The sequence below is a fragment of the Terriglobales bacterium genome, assembly GCA_035567895.1.
In the GTDB taxonomy this organism is placed as follows: Bacteria; Acidobacteriota; Terriglobia; order Terriglobales; family Acidobacteriaceae; genus Gp1-AA112.
Map to the genome: position 1 here is coordinate 15,923 of DATMPC010000079.1, position 19,755 is coordinate 35,677.

Below are 19,755 nucleotides of genomic sequence, written 5' to 3' on the forward strand. Positions count from 1 at the left end.
TGGTTTCATACTCCGAGCGGGGTGTTACAGGATGGTTACAGTGGGATAAATTTGCAGTAAATGGGCAGCTACTCGGAAGACTAATGCGTTGACTTGTACTGGTCCCATAGCCAGGCGAGATAGAGCTGTTCGACCGAGCCTTCGTGCCCAGCAGGAACATGGCGGATGGTGCGTCCACTCACGAAGTGGCACACCTCTTCAGCGATGTTCTTGGCGTGATCACCGGCACGTTCCAGGGCTTGCGACATCAGCAGAACGTGAATGCTGTCTGGTCCTGCACAACTGGCCTGGTCTTCCAGGTGCCGCATAAAAATCAGGTTGCGAATGCGATCTATCTCACGATCCGAACGCAGCACTCCGATGGCGCGACTCAGATCGCGTGCGCTGAATGCGTGCGAGACTTCTTTCAGCATGGATTCGAGATGCGAATTCATGTTTATCAGGTCGGAGATGTCTTGCATGTCGAGACGTGTGGCAACAACCCGGCAGCGGCTGACGAATGATGAGATCAGATCGCCAATCCTCTCGAGGTCGATCATGCATTTCATGCAGGCGAGCAATTCACGCACTTGGTCGGGCGAGCTCTGCGTCAACACGGTGGCAAACCGTTCGTCCATCTGCCGGTCGAGGCTGTCGAGTTCCTTCTCACAATCGAAAACCGCTTGAGTCAGCGTCGGAGAACTGACCGAATCGGCGGCATTCGAGGCCGCAGCGGTGGCAACTTCGAAGGCCCTAACCGTGAGGGCTATCAGGCTCGCTTGGGGTGAACTGATCGATTGTGGTTGCGGTTGAGCACCAAGACCGGCTGGATTTTTGGCGGCGGACGACATCGTTAGTAGCGCTATTAAAGCCGGATTGGATTAAATCCGCGTGAAGATGGCGTGAATTGGCGTTGAAATCAACGTACTCGCTAGCGTCCAGGTTGTTTGACCCGCCTGCCCGACGCGTGAAATATTCATCAATTCGTAACAATTGCGCTCTTCCCAATGTGAGGCATATGGTTCGCCTGGTTCCCCGCACGACAAGATTCTTCGAGATGTTCTCCGACATGGTGAACAATCTTACGGATGGCGCAAAGTTGCTGAGGGCAATCTTGCAGGACATGAAGGACGTTGAAGCGAGAGTCGAACAACTGAAGACGATTGAGCATCGGGGCGACGAAATGACGCATGAACTCCTAACGAAGCTTAATCAAACGTTCATTACGCCCTTCGATCGCGAAGACATCCACAAATTGACATCCTCGATCGATGATGTGCTGGACTTTGTGCACGCGGCCGGAGAACGCCTCGTTATGTACAAGATCACTGACTTCACGCCCTCTGCGCCGCAACTCGCGGACGTGATTGTGCGCCAATCGGAACAGCTCTGCCAAGCCGTGGCTCACCTGGAAAAGAAGAACAACGTGCTCCAGTACTGCGTTGAAATTAACCGCCTTGAGAACGAGGCGGATCGCATTTCACGCGCTGCTATAGCCCAATTATTCGAGACTGAGACAAATCCCATCACGCTGATCAAAAAGAAAGAGCTGTACGAAGTCCTGGAAACTGCCACCGACAAGGCTGAAGACGCGGCTAACGTGATCGAATCGGTAGTTGTGAAGAGCGCGTAACTCAATCCCCTGCAGTCCGGAGACTCTCCCAGTTGGCTACGACGACACTACTGGTAACGGTGACCGTCCTAATCGCGCTTTGCTTCGATTTCTTCAACGGCTTTCACGACGCTGCTAACAGCATTGCGACTGTGGTTTCCACTCGAGTACTCTCGCCTCGGCTCGCAGTGATATGGGCCGCGATCTTTAACTTCATCGCTGCGTTCATTTTTGGGATTGCGGTAGCTAAAACAATCGGCTCAGGCATGATTGACGTGCATCAGATCACGCAGTTTGTGGTTCTGAGTGGACTCATAGGCGCGATCGTGTGGGACATCCTTACCTGGTGGTGGGGCTTGCCTACATCTTCTTCACACGCACTGATTGGAGCCTATGCGGGAGCAGCAATCGCCCGTTCCGGGTTCGGGGTAATCGTTCCCCATGGATGGACCAAGACGCTCATCTTCATCGTTGTTGCTCCCATTATGGGACTTGTACTCGGGTGGCTGTTAATGACGATGATGTTCTGGATTTTTCGCAACTCGGCTCCGCAGAACGTGGACGGCTGGTTTCGGCGGCTGCAACTGGTCTCGGCAGCTCTTTACAGCCTGGGCCACGGTGGAAATGACGCGCAGAAGACGATGGGAATCGTCGCAGGCGCACTTTATTCGGCCGGCATCATGAGCCGACACGACTTCTCAACAACATGGGGACCCTTCCATTGGCCGATCATCCTCGCAGCAAATCTTGCCATGGGCCTCGGAACCTACTTTGGCGGGTGGCGCATCGTGCACACCATGGGATCCAAGATTACGAAACTAAAGCCAATTGGGGGTTTTTGCGCAGAGACTGCCGGCGCCATCACCCTATTCAGCACGGCAGCGGCTGGAATCCCTGTAAGCACAACTCACACCATTACCGGCGCGATTGTCGGAGTAGGCGCCACACAGCGGCTCTCAGCTGTGCGCTGGGGCGTAGCAGGAAGGATCGTATGGGCTTGGATCGTGACGATTCCGGCATCGGGAATCGTCGCAGCTGCGCTATTCTTGGTTATGCAGTGGTTCAATCCATCGGCTTAATCAATTTCTGAGGATCCAATTCCTTGAGGAATCTCCGAGCCGATCTCATTCGTTTCCGGTGAAAGCGCCGATTCCGCTCGGGGCAGAGTGAAGAAGAATCGCGATCCATGATGGAGTTCGCTTTCGACGCGCACAGTTCCACCATGTGCGATCACGATGTGCTTTACGATGGCAAGCCCCAAACCGGTTCCGCCGGACTCGCGTGATCTTGCCTTGTCTACGCGATAAAAACGTTGAAAGAGCCGCGGAAGATGTTCGGAAGCAATGCCCGGACCGGTGTCGCGCACAAAGAATTCGACATCGTTGTCACGCGGGTGCGCTCCGATAATAATCGGCGTCCCAGGCGGACAATACTTCACCGCGTTCGAGATCAAATTGGAGAATACCTGGTGGACAGCTTCTGGGTCAGCCTTCACGCTTGCATCCTCACGTAACTCAATCGATAGCTCGCTCCCTTGCAGGTGGGCCATCTCGGCGAAGTATTGCTGAGCCTCGCGGATGAGTTGCGATGCGGCGATCCCGCGCATCCGAAAACGCTGTTCGCCCGATTCTACGCGCGCGAGCGTTAGCAAATCTTCCGTAAGGCGGGACATTCGTGCTGCGTTCTTGCGAATAATTTCGAGAAATTCGCCAGTCGCATTGTCGCTCGTGTTCAGATCGAGCAAGGTTTCAGCGTATCCCTGAATCGATGTGAGTGGCGTGCGCAGCTCGTGCGACACGTTGGCGATAAAATCTCGTCGCGTTTTTTCCACGCGTTCTATTTCTGTAAGGTCGTGCAGGAGTACGACTGCACTCCCCGCAAGCATAGGTGCAACCGTGGCTTCGTACGTCCTGCCGGGGAGGACGTGTGCTCGCGTCGTGTGTATCTGGCGAATTTGGACTGTCTCTCTCACTGCCAAAAGCAGATCGGGTTCGCGAATCGTTTCAATCAATGGCGCGTGCAAGCGTACGCGGTTAGGCAACAAGCGATTCATGGCTCCATTTACCCATTCCACGCGTTCCTCGCGATTCACAGCGATCACGGGAGCCTGCATGCTGTTCAGCACCGCTTCCAATTGCTTTCGGCTGGATTCGAGCTCCCTAAAGCTTTGTTCCAGGCGCTCAGCTGTGATGTTCAGTGCCATGGCGACGCGCGCAATCTCGTCTGCGCTGTCAACCTGGATGCGAGCGGAAAGGTTGCCGGCAGCCACGCGTTCGGCAAAACTCACGATGCGCTGCAACCGGCGAGAGATTAAGACAGCAGCGGCAGCAGCAAGAACCACTGCTATGAACAGAGCCAGAAGCGAGCCGCGAATCAACGATCTCTGAATCGTTGAAGAGCTTTCCTTGATCGCAGATAGTGGATATGCGAGACGGACCGCGCCATTTTTGATAGGTGCTGCGGTGTAGAGGAAATCAATTCCCAGCGTCTTGCTCGTGCGACTAGCCTCTCCCTCGGTACCTTTCAGCGCAGCAACGAATTCGGGACGTTGCGCATGGTTTTCCATCGCATCGGGATTTGCTTCGGAGTCGGCCAGCACCTTGCCATTACGGTCAATGATCGTGGCCCGCGCATTCGTCGCGTCGCTCACCTGCTTGACAATGTCTTGCAGAGGATGCGAACTGTCGTTTTCAACGCGATAGGCGAATAACCGAGTCTCCTGTTGGAGCGACTTCTCGACTTCGGAAGTGAGTGATTGTGTCCATTCTCTGCGGATCTCAATGTTGAGGACGAACGTCCCTGCAAGAATCACGGCAAGGAATGCCCCAAGCAGTTTGAAGAAGACACTGCTTTTCACTTCGGCGCCTCGAAGCGATATCCCACTCCGCGGAGCGTGCGGAGAAAACGGGGATTTTCAGGGTCTTGTTCGATTTTCTCGCGAATCCGGCGCACATACACATCGACCGAACGCAAGGTCACGTAGCTGGTGTCGCGCCACACTGCGTCGAGCAATTGTTCGCGGGTGAATACTCGTCCAGGACGAGAAGCCAGGTATTCAAGCAGGCGAAACTCAGTTGCGGTCGTCGTAACCGCCTTGCCCTGGACCTCCACGCTCATTGCGCCAGAATCGATCTCCAGATCGCCCATGCGAATTTTCTGTTGCGTCAGCGGGGGCTCGAAGCGGCGCAGTACTGCCTTGACGCGTGCCACTAATTCGCGAGGACTGAACGGTTTTGTGATGTAGTCGTCCGCTCCCAAATCGAAACCGGCTAATCGATCCACCTCTTCAGTCTTCGCGGTGAGAAAAATTACCGGAATGGGAGCCAGTTCGCTGGTGGCACGGATCTGTCGGCAGAGTTCCATGCCATCCTCGCCCGGAATCATGATGTCGAGAAGGAATACCGATGGATGTTGGCGTGTCGCTTCGGCGATCACGCCTTTTGAATTCGGGAAAACACGCGTTGCGATTCCCGCGCCTTCCAGATGATGCTTCACCAAGCGCGAAATATCGGGATCGTCTTCCACAACAAAAATCGTCCGTTTCACACGCGTATTCTAGCCGGAGCAGACTTCATTCACGCGAATACGCAGGCAATTTCACGGCATCCTTTGTTAACAATCTGTTAATTTTGCCGCCCGATAGAGGTGCATTTCGATAGCTTAAGTGCTTTGTTTTCTGCCTTGACCTTTTTTGATACCGGCGTAAGATGGCGTCTCGCAGTACGTGGGTGCGTGGTCTTCGGTAGAATGAACCCGCGCGACAAAGAACGAAAGTTCGAGGCCATTTCTATGACCCAGAATAACCCTGCTCATTGCTGCGAGTGCGAGAAGATTGACGCAAAAACCTCAGCGTGCAATCACCGCGCACGCTACTCGGTAGACGTGCAGGTGGTTCACGATAGTTTGAAGGACGTTCACCTCTGCCCCGATCACCTCGCGATACTCTGGTCGGCGTTGAGAAATCCAGTCGTTCATTCTCCAATTACTGTGAAGGGCTTTGCGCGGATGCACGCGCTGTAAGCGCTCTTCTCCTCATTCCAATCCGCAATACTGCAGGCCTCCTGGTTGGAGGTCTTTTGTTTTGCCCGCCCAAACACCTTTCCGCAGCGAATTCAGAGATACATCGAACAGTTCCCGCAGCCGTCCCTCTTCCCAGACAGTCGCAGAGTTTTCACACAATGTTCAAACCGTCGTAATACAGCGTTTACTGCGCAGTCACACCGATTCGGTAGCGTGGCCCTTTGCCGTGGAAGTGACGCTTATGAATGCAGATATGGGAGTAGTGCAGGGAACCGAGAGGCGCGCAGTGGTCGGAAAAACAGCTGTACGGTCTGGAGTGATTTTCGTCCTCGAAGACGATCCGGATATCCTCCGGCTCATTCAACATCACTTGAAAGCGGCCAACTTCGAGGTAGTCGGTTTTGCTTCCTCCCCTGGAATGCTAGAGCAAGCGGCGCGAATTCAGCCGATTCTCTTCATCCTCGACATTATGCTGCCGGGGGAAAGCGGCCTCGATGTTTGCCGCCGAATCCGTCAAAGCCACAAACTCGAGATGACGCCCGTCATGTTTCTGACGGCGAAAGGAGAAGAGTCAGATCGAGTTGCGGGTCTCGAACTCGGCGCAGACGATTACGTCGTCAAACCGTTCAGTCCCAGAGAACTCGTCGCACGCATTCGTGCCGTGTTACGGCGAACTCAACGGCCGGAGAAGCCTGCGATCATTAGGGTCGGGGAGCTTGAGATCAATGGCGAGGCCATGAGCATCTCTGTGGGCGGGCAACTCGTGGGCACCACGCCTACCGAGTATCGACTGCTCGAATACCTCGCTTCGCACGCTGGCCGCGTCTTCACTCGGGATCAACTACTCGACGCGGTCTGGAGGGACTCTCACTTCGTCACACTGCGCTCAATCGATGTGTTCGTGCGCCGCCTGCGCGAGAAGATCGAACCCGATGCTGAGCGTCCCGTTTATTTGAAGACCGTCCGCGGTGTGGGCTACCGATTTGATCGCAGTGCTGACACGGCGTAGCCGCGAATATTTTCGGGCGGCGCCTCGCCGCCCGTTTCGACTGCCGGAATCGTGCGCTGCTACTAAAGTGGTATTCGTTCCGTCTGCCTCCCGGCTTTAACCTCCGCCCATCCCGCATTTCATTTGTAAAAGCCCTTGCATTCCAACGGAGTTGTCACCAAACTCCATAGAGGCAGAAGGGTAATCGCTACACATCTCCATAAGGTTACTTAACATTCCTTTACAATTCGCAGCCGATATGGCACTTTTGGACACCTCCAGAACAATGATCGCACCCCTCGCTTCGAAAAAATGCCAGACGACGTTTAGGAATGGTGGCAGATTCCTGTTGGTAATTCGGGACGAATGCAGCCCGCTGCCGGGAGAGCCCGAATAACCATGTGTGGAATCGCAGGATTCACCCACGTAGGCAAACGTCTTCCTGAAAACGTTCTGAATTCGGCCTTGTATTCAATCATTCACCGTGGTCCGGATCACCAGGGATGTTTTGAATCCGACCACGTGTCCCTCGGTGCGACACGCTTAAGAATTCTCGACCTCACGGCCGGTGATCAGCCCTTGCGGAGTTCTGACGGCGATGTTGTTCTCGTCTTCAACGGGGAGATATTCAATCACGAAGAGCTGCGCTCCGAACTTCAGCAATCTGGCTTCTGCTTCCAAACTCGCTGCGACACCGAAGTAGTCCTTAATGCATTCCTGCGTTGGGGTGATTCATGCTTCGCGCGATTCCGCGGGATGTTTGCCGTTGCCATTTGGGTCCAGTCGCAGCGTCGGCTCGTCCTGGCGCGGGATCGCATGGGAATCAAACCTCTTTATTACCGTCTGCACGGTGGAGAGATCTTTTTTGGGTCGGAGTTGAAGTGCATCTTTGCTCATCCGGACGTACCTCGACATCTGTGCATGGATGCGATGGACGCATTTCTCAGCGTCAACTACGTACCAGCTCCACACACCCTGGTAGAGGGCATCGTCAAGTTAATGCCCGGTCAGATGCTCGAATGGCAGTACGGCGGAGCTCGTCTGCTCGACTTCGCTAAACCGGGCTCGCGCAGTATCCCTTCAACAATTGACGAAGCATGTGAGGAACTGGACGGACTGCTTTCGGAAGCAGTAAGGGAGCAGCTAGTCGCGGATACTCCGGTGGGTATTTGGTTAAGCGGAGGGCTTGATTCCTCTTCAGTACTGCACTATGCAGCGGCGCAGAGCACCAAGGCGGTAAAGACGTTTTCGATAACGTTCAAGGGAAGCTCCGGCGATGAGAGCGAACACATCCGTCGCGTCAGTAAGCACTACGGAACCGAGCACGTCGAGTTTGATTTATACCCAGACATTGATCTTGCCGGCGCCATCGAGGAGTTGGCTTACTACTCCGACGAGCCCAGCGCGGACGCTGGAGCCCTACCCACCTGGTTTCTTTCTCAACTTACGCGGCAACATGCGACTGTCGCTCTGAGCGGAGAAGGCTCCGACGAGCTCTTTGCCGGGTATCTCACTTACCAGGCCAATCAATACAGCGCCACTGCGCGGCGGCTACCCAGACTGGCTCGGCGGGCGGCCCTTGCGTGCGCCATGGGATTGCCCGTGCAGGATGGGCGGATCAGTTTCGAGTACAAGGCCAAGCGGTTCTTTGAAGGCTGTTTGCTTTCACCGGAACTGGCGCACATTTTCTGGAATGGGACCAATTCGGAACGGGAAAGGCAGGCGCTTTATCTGTTTGCAAATTCCCAGCGCTTGCACCGTTGGGTGTCGCATATGCGCCGTGACGGCGGGCTCCAGAGATACCTCGACTTCGATCAACGCTACTATCTGGCGGACGACATTCTGTATAAAGTCGACCGCATGAGCATGGCTCATGCTCTCGAAGTAAGGCCTCCCTTTTTGGATCCACGCATTGTCGACTTTGCCGCGTGCTTGCCGGATACCTTCAAGCTCAACCGGCGCACATCGAAGTATGTGTTGCGGCGCCTGATGGCAGACAAGCTTCCGGCTCACGTTCTGCATCGCTCCAAAATGGGATTCGATATTCCGGTTCACGACTGGTTCCGGGGGCCATTGCGGCGGTTGCTTCTCGATACGCTCAGCCGGGATGCCGTGGAGGCAAGCGGGCTCTTCCGTTGGGCGGCCGTTCAGAACTTGATACAGAGACATCTTGATAGGAGAGAAAACGCCGGTTATCAGTTATGGGGACTCATGGTGTTGTTGATGTGGATGAAGCGCTGGAATATCGAGCTGCCGGCAACGGACCAGGTGTCCGAGGTGCTCGTCGAAGATTTGGAGCTGGCGGAGTCGTCATCGCCGCAGCTAGCCTTGTCTTCCTCGTAAGCATCGCCAGTCCCCCGCGGCTCATGGACGACGTCGACGCCGTCCAGGCGCAAATCGCCCGTAACATGCTCGCCTCCGGCGACTATGTAACCGCGCGTCTCGACGGCGTTCCATACCTCGAGAAATCCCCTCTTATTTACTGGATGATGGCGGCCTCGTACCGCGTCTTTGGCGTGCACGACTGGGCCGCACGCCTGCCTCTCGCTCTCAGCGTCATCCTGCTGTGCTGGGTGACCTACCGGTTCGCGCGCTGGGCGTTTGACGAGTCAGCGGCGCTGTATTCAGGAGTCGCGCTCGCGACATGCGTCGGACTGTTTCTCTTCACCCGTATTTTGATCCCCGATGCAATTCTGACACTCACGATCACCGGAGCGGTCTGGGCGTGGCTCCGCCTCCTCGATCCTGACGAAAGTCCTCGTCGACGAGACGCGATTCTGCTCGGAGTCTGCCTGGGAATCGGACTGTTGCTCAAGGGATTGATCGGGATTGTCTTTCCGATTCTTGCCGGACTGGCGTATATGGCGTGCACGCGGCAACTGTTCGCATGGAGTGCGTGGCGCCGATTACATCTCTTTTCTGTTTTGGGAATTGTACTCGTTATCGCGGCTCCCTGGCACATTCTGGCGACGCTGCGCAATCCGCCATATCTGGCCTTCTCCATGCACAGCGGGCCGGGCGAGTACAAAGGCTTCTTCTGGTTCTACTTCTTTAATGAACACCTGCTCCGCTTCTTGAACTTGCGCTATCCGCGTGACTACAACACAGTGCCCCGGGCTCTTTTCTGGTTGCTGAACCTGGCATGGTTGTTCCCCTGGACTGCTTTCCTGCCGGCAGCTGCGAAGCTTTCCTATCGTCCAATTACGCGCGCCGGTCGCGTGCGATTGATGGCCCTGTGCTGGATCGGGACTGTAATGATTTTCTTCACTTTCTCGACCACACAGGAGTACTACTCGATGCCTATCTATCCGGCGATTGCTTTGCTGATCGGATCGGCCTTGGCGTGCGAGGATTCGCGCATACGAGTGGGAATTCGCGCTTTGCAGGTTGTTTTCGGCTTGCTCTTCATGGGGCTCGCGACGGTTCTGCTGATGGTGTGGCGCACACCCGCGCCGGGTGATATCTCTCAGGCGCTGGTTCAGCATCCGGAGCTATATACGCTCTCGTTGGGCCACTTCGGCGATCTCACTCTGAGCGCATTCGCCTACCTCAAGCTACCCCTCGCGATCGCGGCTTGCGCCTTTGCGATTGGGGTGTTGGGCTTGACGATCTTCCGAACGGCCAGCTCGACGAAGAAAGCGGTGGTCGTCATCGCTGCGTCGATGATTTTGTTTTTTCAGGCAGCACGAGAGGCGCTTGTGCGCTTCGATTCATATCTTGGCTCGTATCCCTTGGCACGTGCACTGGAGCAGAGTCCCCCTGGTCAGCTGATCGAGGCGGATGCGTATTACGCGTTTTCTTCGGTGTTCTTTTACACAAATCGCAGCGCGCTCCTGCTGAATGGCCGCACAGACAATCTGGAGTATGGCTCGTATGCTCCGGGCGCCCCGCGGGTTTTTATCGACGATCACGAACTGCAATCGCGCTGGTCACAACCATCGCGCTGGTACCTGCTGGCCTATGGCACGGATGTACCGCATCTCGAGCAGTTGGTGGGCGTCTCGAGAATGCACGTTGTAGCCAGCAACGCTGGTAACTATTTGCTGACGAACTTGCCCAATTGATGAGAGATCCGATGCAACAGTGGTTGGAATGTTTTCGTCTTGCGGTGGCGGCTCTGAAGGCCGACAAGGTGAAGGCATGTCTTACCACGTTAAGTGTTCTGATCGGCAGCGCCTCTCTCGTGCTGGTGTTAACCGTTGCCGGCACCGGCAAGCGCTACATTGTTTCTCGCATCGAGGGGATCGGAGCAAATCTTGCGTATGCGACGTTAAATCGGAATGGAAGCCCAGTCATCCTGCAGGACGAACTCACCCTGGGCGACCTTGAGGCAGTTCGGACGATGCCAAACGTCGTGGCTGCTGCGGGAGTTTACGATGCGCCCGTGGACTTTCAGGTCAGTGGCCGGCCCCGGCATGCTCGACTGGTGGGAGCGACGCGCGACTTTCTCAAAATTCGAAATCTGCAAATCACATCCGGCCGCTATTTTGACGAACAGGACTATCTCTCCCGCGCAAAAGTTTGCCTGGTCACCGATCCGGTTATGGAACGAAATCCCACTTTGCAACTGGGTGAAGTGCTGCGCATCGATCAGTTCCGTTGCACCGTGATTGGGACCTTCACCGAGGGAGTGCCCACGTTCGGTCAGTCAGAGATTCAGGCAGAAACCATTCTGGTTCCATTTCCCGTAGCAAGACTGGTTACGGGCGAAGCATTTCTGCAGGTCATCTACGCTCAGACTTCTTCCTCCACTGAGGTTCATAATCTGACGTCGGAGTTGAAGGGGCTTCTCCAGGCGCGCCATCGTCGCGAGGCTCGATACGACGTGGGGAATCTCTCTTCGCTGCTCGAGACCGCGGGAGACATCTCGCTCGCGATGACTCTTGTCTTGCTTGCGGTCGGCCTGGTGACGCTAACCGTCGGTGGAACCGGCATCATGAACATCATGTTCGCGAATATCGCAGAGCGTAAGCAGGAGATCGGATTGCGCAAAGCGCTGGGAGCACGGTCATCAGAAATTCGTCTTCAGTTCCTGATGGAAGCGATTTTCATCAGCTCGGCGGGTTCGCTTGCAGGAGCTTTTTGCGCAGTGGCGTTGGTTGTCTCCGCAACAGCATTCTTCAGGGACTTTGTGAATCTCGACATTTCCTGGCCTTCAGTCGTGTTTGCGTTGCTAGTCTCCAGCGCAGTGGGCCTGCTCTTCGGATACCAGCCCGCCAGTCGCGCAGCCGGTTTGAATCCCGTGGAAGCGCTGCGCACTGAAGCGTAAGCCGATATATTCCAACCCATTTTGAAACTGTCATCCCTCGGGCCGCAGCGTGTCTCTAGAGGTTGTCAAAGAATCAGAGGCGGCCCGGGGGATCTGCTTTTGGTTTGAGAGCTGGCACAACAGCAGATCCCCCGCGCCGCAACAGCCGAAATGGTTGACGCGTCAACAAACCATTTGCGGCGCGAGGGATGACAGTGTCAAGAAAAGAGCTGCCGGACTGAGGTCGACAGCGATGTATTAATCTCCTACTCCACCGTAGCCGTGAACACCTCTTCCACTCTCAACCCAGTGCTGCAGACCTGTTGGTTGTTGCGGCTGTCGGTCCATATTGGATGTGAGACGCCTCCGAACGAAGCCAGGCCGGAGTAGTCGCCAGTCTGGTTGCCGTAATTAATGGCAGAGCAGGGAAATACGCCATTACAGTCATGCTCATTCGAACTCACCGATGAGACGCGGGTGTTTGGCCGGCGCCAGTTCACGCCGCCATCGAAGGGGAACTGCAGGTTCGTCAGCTGCGCTTACCGGAAATCGCTTCCGGAATAACCGGAGCAGGACCGAGTTCACTTCCGTGCTTCTCATGGAGGTGTACGGCAAATGCTTCTCGCAACTTGCGCTCCTGTTCCAGCGGGCTGCTTATCGTATTTCCGAAGGTAATCGTTGCCTGGCAGGACGAGCATCGAGCGCGCACCGGTCCGCCACGGATGATCGCAGTAACGATCGGGTGAATTTCTCCCTTATGAACTGGCGCCGTGTCTGCGCCCTCGACCGCAGCGGGTTCGTCTTGTCCACTGCTCGACGTCACGAATGTAATTTGTGGCCTCACCTTGGTCTGAATCTCGAACTGTTCGGCGAGCCATTCTTCCAGCTCTGAGCGGCCACCCTTCGTCATTGTCACAAACTCGATTCCCGTTAAGCCGTCTCTCTGCCACGCAACCTTTCCGCTTGCCTGTATCGGTATACGTCCTTCCTCGAGAGCAAAGCGAAGCTGCACCTGACCTTGCAATGGATGTTCAATTCCGCCGACGCAGAGTCCCCCTTGGCTGACGTTCCGGATTCGTCCATCAGCAACGAACGCACCCAGGCGCAGGTTCACCGTGGAAGTGGAAGGGAATCGGTTGTAGCGACCTCGCTCGCGAAGCACCAGCCCATAAGCAGAGCGCAAAGTCGCCATAATCTCGATTTCGTAATTTGCGTGGGAGACGACGAAGTTTGCTCCCGAATCGGAAACGTATTTCGTGTGACCACGATCTCCGACAATCGCAATCGATACCGCCGAACGATGCGTGCGGTTAAGGCGCATTTTCCGCAAGGCTGCGCAACCCTGATCGAGGTCAGAACAGTCCACGATAACGAGATCAAATTTGTTTCTTTCGATTTGCTTGAGGGCGTCGGGTGCGCCCAAGGCTACGCCGGCCGTAATTCCAAAGCGCTCGACCGCAACTCGAACCATGTGCGAAAGTTCAAAATCGCTGGTCAGGATGAGTGCTTCCGGCGTCATCTGCTCCGACTTCCCAGGGGTATGGCTCGCTTCATGCTATCGCTATCAATTTGCGCCCCCGCCGGAAAACCGCCTGCCATCAATTACGCAGGTAATAGCACTTCAGGGTGGGTAATCTGTTGGAAGTCTGGAAAGTGAAGCAAACAAAGCCCGAACGCATCTTCTGGATGGCACTGCCAAATTTGTGCAGGAAATGGGGCTAACGCTTTGGGTGCTTTTTACCAGGGCGTAATATTCGTTGGCAATACTCTGGTTAAGAGGGTGCGAGAACTCATTTGCCACAACCGGCTCCCAGGCTAAGGATCGTGTTCTTCGATGCTGGTGGCGGACACCGTAACGCTGCCAACGCCATCAAGACCGTGATCGAGCAGCAGCAACTTCCGTGGCAAGTGGATCTCCTGAACTTGCAGGATCTGCTGGACTCGATCGACCCTCTGCAGAAGGTCACTAAGATTCGCCTGCAGGATGGCTATAACCTGCTTCTCCGTAAGGGCTGGACTCGCTTCACGCCTCAACTCCTGATGGTGCTGCACGCGATGATTCGCATGTGGCATTACCCCGTCGTGCGTGCCTTGGAAAAGTATTGGAGTCGGAATCCGGCCGACGTTGTCCTTTCAGTGATTCCAAACTTCAATCGCGCGCTCGCGCAGAGTATTCGAAAAGCCATTCCGGACGCAAAGTTTGTAACGTTGATCACTGACTTTGCCGATTATCCTCCGCACTTCTGGATCGAAAAGGAATCGCAATACGTGATCTGTGGCACAGAGCGGGCTGTCGCGCAGGCGATCGCGCTCGGGCATACGCGTAAGGCAATATTTCCCACATCGGGCATGGTGTTAAATCCGCGTTTCTACAATTCCGCGAGAGTAGACCGCCAGGCCGAGCGGCAGAAGTTAGGCCTGCATCCGGACTGGCCAACGGCCCTGGTTCTGTTCGGCGGGCATGGGTCCCCCGCCATGGTGAAGATCGCACGGGCGCTTCAGCAGTCGCCTGCGCAGGTACAGATGATCTTTATCTGCGGACATAGCGAAAAGATCGCGGCCGAACTTCGACGAATTCCGCCCACGAAGCCGATGTTCGTAGAAGGTTTTACCAAACAGGTGGACTATTACATGTCTCTGGCCGACTTCTTTATAGGCAAGCCCGGCCCAGGAAGCATCGCGGAAGCTCTCCACTTCGGCTTGCCGGTGATCGTCGAACGGAATGCGTCCACCATGCCGCAGGAGCGCTACAACACGGAATGGGTACAGGAGAACGAGGCGGGTATCGTGCTCAAGAGCTTCGATGAGATCGAGACAGCGGTGCAGAGATTGCTCACCGGCTCAACCTTGGAGAATCTGCGGAACAAGGTTGCAGCGCACAAGAACCGGGCAGTGTATGAGGCGGTCGACATCCTGGCAAAGTTCATGGATGGCGTGGCCGAACGGCAACCAGTTCTTGCGGAGCCGGCCGCGTGGTAGAGACGTCCGCCACGGCGGACTGCATCTCTACGAGATCTTGAACAAACCTTGTGGCCATCCGGCCCTCCGATTGGGGAATGCCTGCAGGTGTTCATTCGGTGCTCGCGAATTGTTAATCGTGGGTGGCACGGTGCCGTCGCCTGTGCTGAGTTTGGCAGAGCCACAGCCGAGGGCGGCTGTGCCACACGGCTGGGGCTGGCTCTATCCCCGGACCGGCCTGTAGAAGGCGTGCGAGGGAATCTCCAATTCCTCGTGGGTTCCAATTTCTGAATGGCCGTCGGTTTCTACCGATATGAGCTCGTCTGAGGTGCCAGTGTAGTTCTGAATTTCAACTCCGTCTTCACCGACCGTGATGTATGTACAGTGCTGATCCACCCACGAGCCGGAATTGAAATACTTGATTCCGTTGCGTTCCGCCTGGATTGGCACATGCGTGTGCCCACAGAAGACGTGACTGGCTCCATGGTGCGCGGCATACGCGAGCGCGCCTCGCGCTACTTTGTCTGACAGTCTTAGCCAGCGAGTGTTGAGGCGGTCGAGATAGCGGGAAAACCTCTTCTTGCCGGCGTCCAACTTCTGGATCCAGAGAAACAGAGCCTCGCCAACCCGGCTTACAAGAAAGTTGTTTACCACGAAGCGATCAAACTGGTGCCCGTGGATCGCCAGGTATCGCTTGCCCCCGTATTCCCACATGTACTGCTGGTAAACAGGAATTCCAACTAGGTGAGACATGAGGTCAGAAAGCCCCAGGTCGTGATTGCCCTCTACCCACACAACTTCCACGTTGCGTTTAGGATTGGAGAGCTTGCGGATGTAGGACAGAAACTGCCAGTGCTCTTTCTTGAGGCGGCGGAAGTTGAGGTCGTTGAAGATGTCGCCCAACAGGATGAGCCGGCGGAAGCTGGTTGACTTCAGCAGGCTCAATGCATCCCGGGCGCGGCTGATCTCGGCTCCCAGATGCACGTCGGACAGAATGAGCGTATCGAATGCCCGCTCCATGCTTCAATTCTGGTGCAGTTTGTGGAGAATCTGGATGAATTTCCCGAGAATTCTGGGAGTCGGAATCAGGTCAGGAACGGCCTGGGCTGGCGGGTTTTCAGTTGCGCGACTGCGGCCTGATTCCCACCTTTACAAGCTCGGTACCGCGAAGTACGGTGATTTCAACAACTTCTCCGGGCGCGGCTTCGGTAAGCAACCGGTGCAAGTCATCAACGCCTGCCACACGCCGGGTACCGAATCCGACAATCACGTCGCGCTCGCGCAATCCCGCGCTTTGTGCGGGCGAGCCTGATTCAACCGAGATCACCATGGCCCCGGTTGTCACCGGCAGGGCATAGTGTCGAACAATGCGGGTGTGGATCGGAACATCCTGGCCTGCCACCCCGATGAAGCTCCGTTCGATCTTTCCATTCCTGATCAATCGCACGGCAACGAATTGCGCCGTATCTGCGCCGATGGCGAAGCATATTCCCTGGGCGCCCATAATCGTCGCCGTATTCACGCCGATGACTTCGGCCCGGGAACTTATCAGCGGACCACCCGAGTTTCCCGGATTCAGGGCGGCATCTGTCTGGATCACGTTGTCAATTAGTCTGCCCGTGCTTGAACGCATGCTGCGTCCCAGCGCGCTTACCACTCCGGCCGTCACGGTGTGCTGAAATCCCAGCGGGTTGCCGATCGCAATGGCGACCTGTCCGACGACGAGCGGCTGGCGGGCCCCCAACGCTGCAAATGGAAGCTGTCCCGGAACGTCCACGCGCAACACTGCGAGATCTGAATCGGGATCGTCACCGATGAGCGTTGCGTGATGTGTCTCCGCGTCGGGGAAGGTGACTACGATCTCACTTGCGTTACTCACTACATGGCTATTGGTCAGAACGAAGCCATCCGGAGTGAAAACAAAGCCCGATCCGCTTCCTTGGGCTTCACGAGGACCTCTTTGCGAATTCTGCCGCGCACGCTGCCGAACGGCGATGTGCACGACGGCCGGTCCAACTTTCTCGACGGCTGAGGTCACTGCGCGTGAGTAGGCGTCAAGCAGCGCAGCATCGTCAGGAATGCGGGCGGAGCCGGCCAGGGTCGATTGTGCCGCAGTGGCTGAATCGAGAAACTCCAGTTCTGGCATGCGAATGTAGATGCTGCTGGAAGAACTTAGATTCAGGCGCCAACGGAAGGCTAGGAAGGGTTGCCGAGGGTGGTGTAGTACTTCTTGCCCGCGCAGCCCTGACATAACGTTCTTCCTTCCACAACGATTTCCCGACGGAAGTTGATGCCTTCAGCGCATTTCGCACAGACAATGCGCTCGCCTTTGTATCCGGGAAGGTCCTCGGGGCCTACGTTTACCCGAACGTTCTGAAACTCAAACAATTCCTCTTCGGGCATTTCGCGATATGCCAGCATCTGCTGCTGATTCTTGTTCTCGATCTCGGGATGCAGCCTTCGCGCAGCTTCCTTGGACGATTCTTTTGCAGCAACGCGGATTGCGCGATCACTTTGCAAGTCGACAAATGTCGCCGCCATCTTGCCCCAATCGACAAACTTGAGCGCGCGCTTTCCCAGGCGGCAGCCGGTTACGACCATTACGGCGTCGGTGGCGCAGCGATCAATCTCCACATAAGTGACCAGACGCTTCCGGTCAACTCCACGCGGGTCCTGAATTCCAAGCCGGGAAAGACCAGCCATGGCCATGCGAACTCCTAGCACTTGTCCGGCGCAAAGATGGCCATGAGCGGCTTCGGCTTCACGGAGATACTCGTCGAGAGAACTCATCGTAGTGGTTAGATACTCCAGACTGAATTATCACGCTTTCTTAGTTTGCGCGTCTTGAAGTCAGCACTTCCATTCCGACTGGGCTCGTGTTAGCAAAGAGAGAAAGAGAGATGGGTGTCGGGAACGGAGTTTACGATGGTTCAGTCAAACTGATTGGGGGCTGTGCCATCGGAGCTCATTCGAAGACTCCCTGCTATTTCCCTGCAAATTCCCTGGTCAGATGCGAATCGCCACTATTTATGCGGTTTCCGCGATTGAAAATTTTTGTGACGGGAAAAATTCGCTGAATTTGCTCTGAACGCTGGTAGCAGAGCGCTTACTGCTTTTCCCCTTCCTTCTGCTCCACCGCCTCCTCGCCCAATTCCGGTTCGCTCGATCGTCCGTGAATGAGGTAGCTCGACTTCTGGCCGCCCATCGGCTCGAAGGTCACCCGAACCGGCTGTTTCTGCCAGGTCGGGGGAGCACACTCTGAATCCGGTTGATCGCTTCCCTTGGCCGGGCCGATGTATGTCCGCAAAACCGGCTTGCGCTCTCCAAGCTGCGCAACGATCGCATAGACCTTTGGCCCCTCAGTGATTCCGCAATAGGCAGCGTAGTCGCGAAACCAACTTACGGTCGAATAGAAAGGGTCAAAGTCTGGGAGATTAAGTTTGGATATCCGTCCACTGCTGCGATCGACCATGACCCAGCCGTCCCGCTGCCACTTCCATTCGGGATGGGAGGTCAATGCGTCATTCATGCGGAATACCCGCCGCACGACGAACAGCTTATCCGTGACCTCGTGCGGCGGCCCAATGGTGAACTCGCGCGAACGGCCATCGATATTCAGGGTGCGGATCTTCATGTTCTGCGCGCGATCGGCATCCGGACCGACGAACAAATGGACGTTGAGCCATGGGCCAAAGGCAATCAGATGAGAGCGAGCAGCAAGAGCAGTTAGCGCGGAAGCAAGAAAAAAGAAGAGTGCGGCCAGCAGGACGCGACTACGCCTGTCCGAATTAAGGCAACTTCTTTCACTCATTGCGCGGCGGTGCTGGCACAATAGTAATGCAGCAAAAGGCTTCGGTTGTGCAACTCGGAAGTGCGGAGTCAGACTCACACTCAGTGGTGAATGGGATACATGCTCCAGGCCCTGCGGAACGGTAATCTACGGCGTAAGACCCCGACAATTCTGGTAGTGGACGACAAACTGGACACGCTCCTGCTTGTCCGTGAACTCTTGACTTCGCGCGGATACCACGTGAACACGGCGTCCGACGCAGAGGAAGCCTTACAAGCCATCCAGGCCGAAAAGCCTGACCTGATTCTGCTCGACGTAATCATGCCAGGAAGGTCCGGGTATGACCTGTGCCGCGAACTTAAAGACGATCCGGCGACTCGTCTGATTCCTGTAGTCATGATTACTGGATTGAGCGATCGTGCCGATCGCGTGCGCGGCATCGAAGCCGGTGCTGATGATTTTCTCTCCAAGCCGCTTTATCCCGAAGAGCTCTACGCTCGCGTGAAGAGTCTGCTGAAGCTCAAACACTTCACCGATGAACTGGAGAACGCCGAAGCTGTTTTGTTCACTCTTGCCCTTGGCGTGGAAGCGCGTGATCCGTTCACTGGTGACCATTGCTCCCGCCTTGCGCACTACGCCGGTGACTTGGGCCGCCATTTGCACTTTGACTATGAAAACGTCGTCGCCCTGGAGCGTGGTGGTTATCTGCATGATCTCGGGAAGATCAAGGTTCCAGACGAGATCCTGAAGAAGGGATGCGAACTGACTTCGATCGAATGGGATGTCATGAAGCAGCACCCGGCAGATGGCGAAGCCATCTGTCAACCTTTGAAGTCGTTCCGCAAGGTTTTGCCGATTATCCGCCACCATCACGAGCACTGGAACGGTTCCGGATATCCGGACGGTCTCGAAGGCCACAATATCCCAGTGTTGGCGCGCGTACTGCAAGTTGTAGACGTCTACGATGCGCTCGTAACGGCGCGTCCGTATAAGCCTGCACTGCCGCAAACGCAAGCCCGTGACACTATGCTCCACGAAGCAAAGCGTGGACTGTGGGATTTTGAACTTGTTCGCGAGTTCTTCCACATGCTTGAATCGGAACGTCGCGCGGCCTGATCAACGTGGGCCCACATTCCGGCCTGTGTACTGACTTGCGCAGC

17 protein-coding genes are annotated in these 19,755 nt (G+C 55.8%); 8 read left to right on the forward strand and 9 right to left on the reverse strand.

Going from position 1 to position 19,755, the window contains the following annotated elements; all coding sequences use genetic code 11:
- Positions 1 to 80 precede the first annotated feature (80 nt).
- On the reverse strand, positions 81 to 830 hold the full coding sequence (locus VNX88_16020) for a PhoU domain-containing protein (protein ID HWY70175.1): 750 nt from the start codon (positions 828 to 830) through the stop codon (positions 81 to 83).
- 167 nt (positions 831 to 997) lie between these two features.
- Between VNX88_16020 and VNX88_16025 the strand changes: the two genes are divergently transcribed.
- Positions 998 to 1,612 (forward strand): DUF47 domain-containing protein, encoded by a 615-nt coding sequence (locus VNX88_16025; GenBank protein HWY70176.1) that lies wholly within the window; start codon positions 998 to 1,000, stop codon positions 1,610 to 1,612.
- 32 nt (positions 1,613 to 1,644) lie between these two features.
- The gene (locus VNX88_16030) at positions 1,645 to 2,670 is read left to right on the forward strand and encodes an inorganic phosphate transporter (GenBank protein ID HWY70177.1); all 1,026 of its coding nucleotides are present in this window, start codon (positions 1,645 to 1,647) and stop codon (positions 2,668 to 2,670) included.
- Here VNX88_16030 and VNX88_16035 read toward each other — a convergent pair.
- Together VNX88_16035 and VNX88_16040 are read right to left on the reverse strand one after the other, a co-directional pair.
- Positions 2,667 to 4,448 (reverse strand): ATP-binding protein, encoded by a 1,782-nt coding sequence (locus VNX88_16035; protein HWY70178.1) that lies wholly within the window; start codon positions 4,446 to 4,448, stop codon positions 2,667 to 2,669. The two genes, VNX88_16030 and VNX88_16035, sit on opposite strands and share 4 nt — an antisense overlap.
- A complete protein-coding gene (locus VNX88_16040; protein HWY70179.1) occupies positions 4,445 to 5,137 on the reverse strand; it encodes a response regulator transcription factor in 693 nt (230 codons plus the stop codon). Before VNX88_16040 ends, VNX88_16035 begins: the two co-directional genes overlap by 4 nt.
- A 715-nt stretch (positions 5,138 to 5,852) precedes the next feature.
- Here VNX88_16040 and VNX88_16045 point away from each other — a divergent pair.
- The 4 genes from VNX88_16045 to VNX88_16060 all read left to right on the forward strand — a co-directional run bounded on the left by VNX88_16045 (position 5,853) and on the right by VNX88_16060 (position 11,868).
- On the forward strand, positions 5,853 to 6,620 hold the full coding sequence (locus VNX88_16045) for a response regulator transcription factor (protein ID HWY70180.1): 768 nt from the start codon (positions 5,853 to 5,855) through the stop codon (positions 6,618 to 6,620).
- Positions 6,621 to 6,998: 378 nt separating this feature from the next.
- On the forward strand, positions 6,999 to 8,942 hold the full coding sequence (asnB, locus tag VNX88_16050) for an asparagine synthase (glutamine-hydrolyzing) (protein ID HWY70181.1): 1,944 nt from the start codon (positions 6,999 to 7,001) through the stop codon (positions 8,940 to 8,942).
- 23 nt (positions 8,943 to 8,965) lie between these two features.
- Complete coding sequence (locus VNX88_16055) at positions 8,966 to 10,663, forward strand: glycosyltransferase family 39 protein (protein HWY70182.1); 1,698 nt, start codon at positions 8,966 to 8,968, stop codon at positions 10,661 to 10,663.
- An 11-nt stretch (positions 10,664 to 10,674) separates the two neighbouring features.
- Positions 10,675 to 11,868 (forward strand): ABC transporter permease, encoded by a 1,194-nt coding sequence (locus VNX88_16060; protein ID HWY70183.1) that lies wholly within the window; start codon positions 10,675 to 10,677, stop codon positions 11,866 to 11,868.
- 245 nt (positions 11,869 to 12,113) lie between these two features.
- Here VNX88_16060 and VNX88_16065 read toward each other — a convergent pair whose 3' ends face one another.
- Both VNX88_16065 and VNX88_16070 read right to left on the reverse strand, forming a co-directional pair.
- Positions 12,114 to 12,347, reverse strand: coding sequence for a hypothetical protein (locus tag VNX88_16065; GenBank protein HWY70184.1), 234 nt, complete (start codon positions 12,345 to 12,347; stop codon positions 12,114 to 12,116).
- A gap of 29 nt (positions 12,348 to 12,376) precedes the next feature.
- On the reverse strand, positions 12,377 to 13,366 hold the full coding sequence (locus tag VNX88_16070; GenBank protein HWY70185.1) for a PilZ domain-containing protein: 990 nt from the start codon (positions 13,364 to 13,366) through the stop codon (positions 12,377 to 12,379).
- Positions 13,367 to 13,641: 275 nt separating this feature from the next.
- Here VNX88_16070 and VNX88_16075 point away from each other — a divergent pair, with 275 nt between their 5' ends.
- Positions 13,642 to 14,826 (forward strand): glycosyltransferase, encoded by a 1,185-nt coding sequence (locus tag VNX88_16075; protein HWY70186.1) that lies wholly within the window; start codon positions 13,642 to 13,644, stop codon positions 14,824 to 14,826.
- 201 nt (positions 14,827 to 15,027) lie between these two features.
- Here VNX88_16075 and VNX88_16080 read toward each other — a convergent pair whose 3' ends face one another.
- The 4 genes from VNX88_16080 to VNX88_16095 form a co-directional block, all read right to left on the reverse strand.
- Entirely contained in the window at positions 15,028 to 15,825 is a 798-nt protein-coding gene (locus VNX88_16080) for a UDP-2,3-diacylglucosamine diphosphatase (protein HWY70187.1), read from the reverse strand.
- A gap of 97 nt (positions 15,826 to 15,922) precedes the next feature.
- Positions 15,923 to 16,951 (reverse strand): trypsin-like peptidase domain-containing protein, encoded by a 1,029-nt coding sequence (locus tag VNX88_16085; GenBank protein HWY70188.1) that lies wholly within the window; start codon positions 16,949 to 16,951, stop codon positions 15,923 to 15,925.
- A 50-nt stretch (positions 16,952 to 17,001) separates the two neighbouring features.
- Positions 17,002 to 17,595 (reverse strand): FmdE family protein, encoded by a 594-nt coding sequence (locus VNX88_16090; GenBank protein ID HWY70189.1) that lies wholly within the window; start codon positions 17,593 to 17,595, stop codon positions 17,002 to 17,004.
- Positions 17,596 to 17,911: 316 nt separating this feature from the next.
- Positions 17,912 to 18,616 (reverse strand): hypothetical protein, encoded by a 705-nt coding sequence (locus VNX88_16095; protein HWY70190.1) that lies wholly within the window; start codon positions 18,614 to 18,616, stop codon positions 17,912 to 17,914.
- Positions 18,617 to 18,706: 90 nt separating this feature from the next.
- Here VNX88_16095 and VNX88_16100 point away from each other — a divergent pair, with 90 nt between their 5' ends.
- The gene (locus VNX88_16100; GenBank protein HWY70191.1) at positions 18,707 to 19,711 is read left to right on the forward strand and encodes an HD domain-containing phosphohydrolase; all 1,005 of its coding nucleotides are present in this window, start codon (positions 18,707 to 18,709) and stop codon (positions 19,709 to 19,711) included.
- Positions 19,712 to 19,755 lie beyond the last annotated feature (44 nt).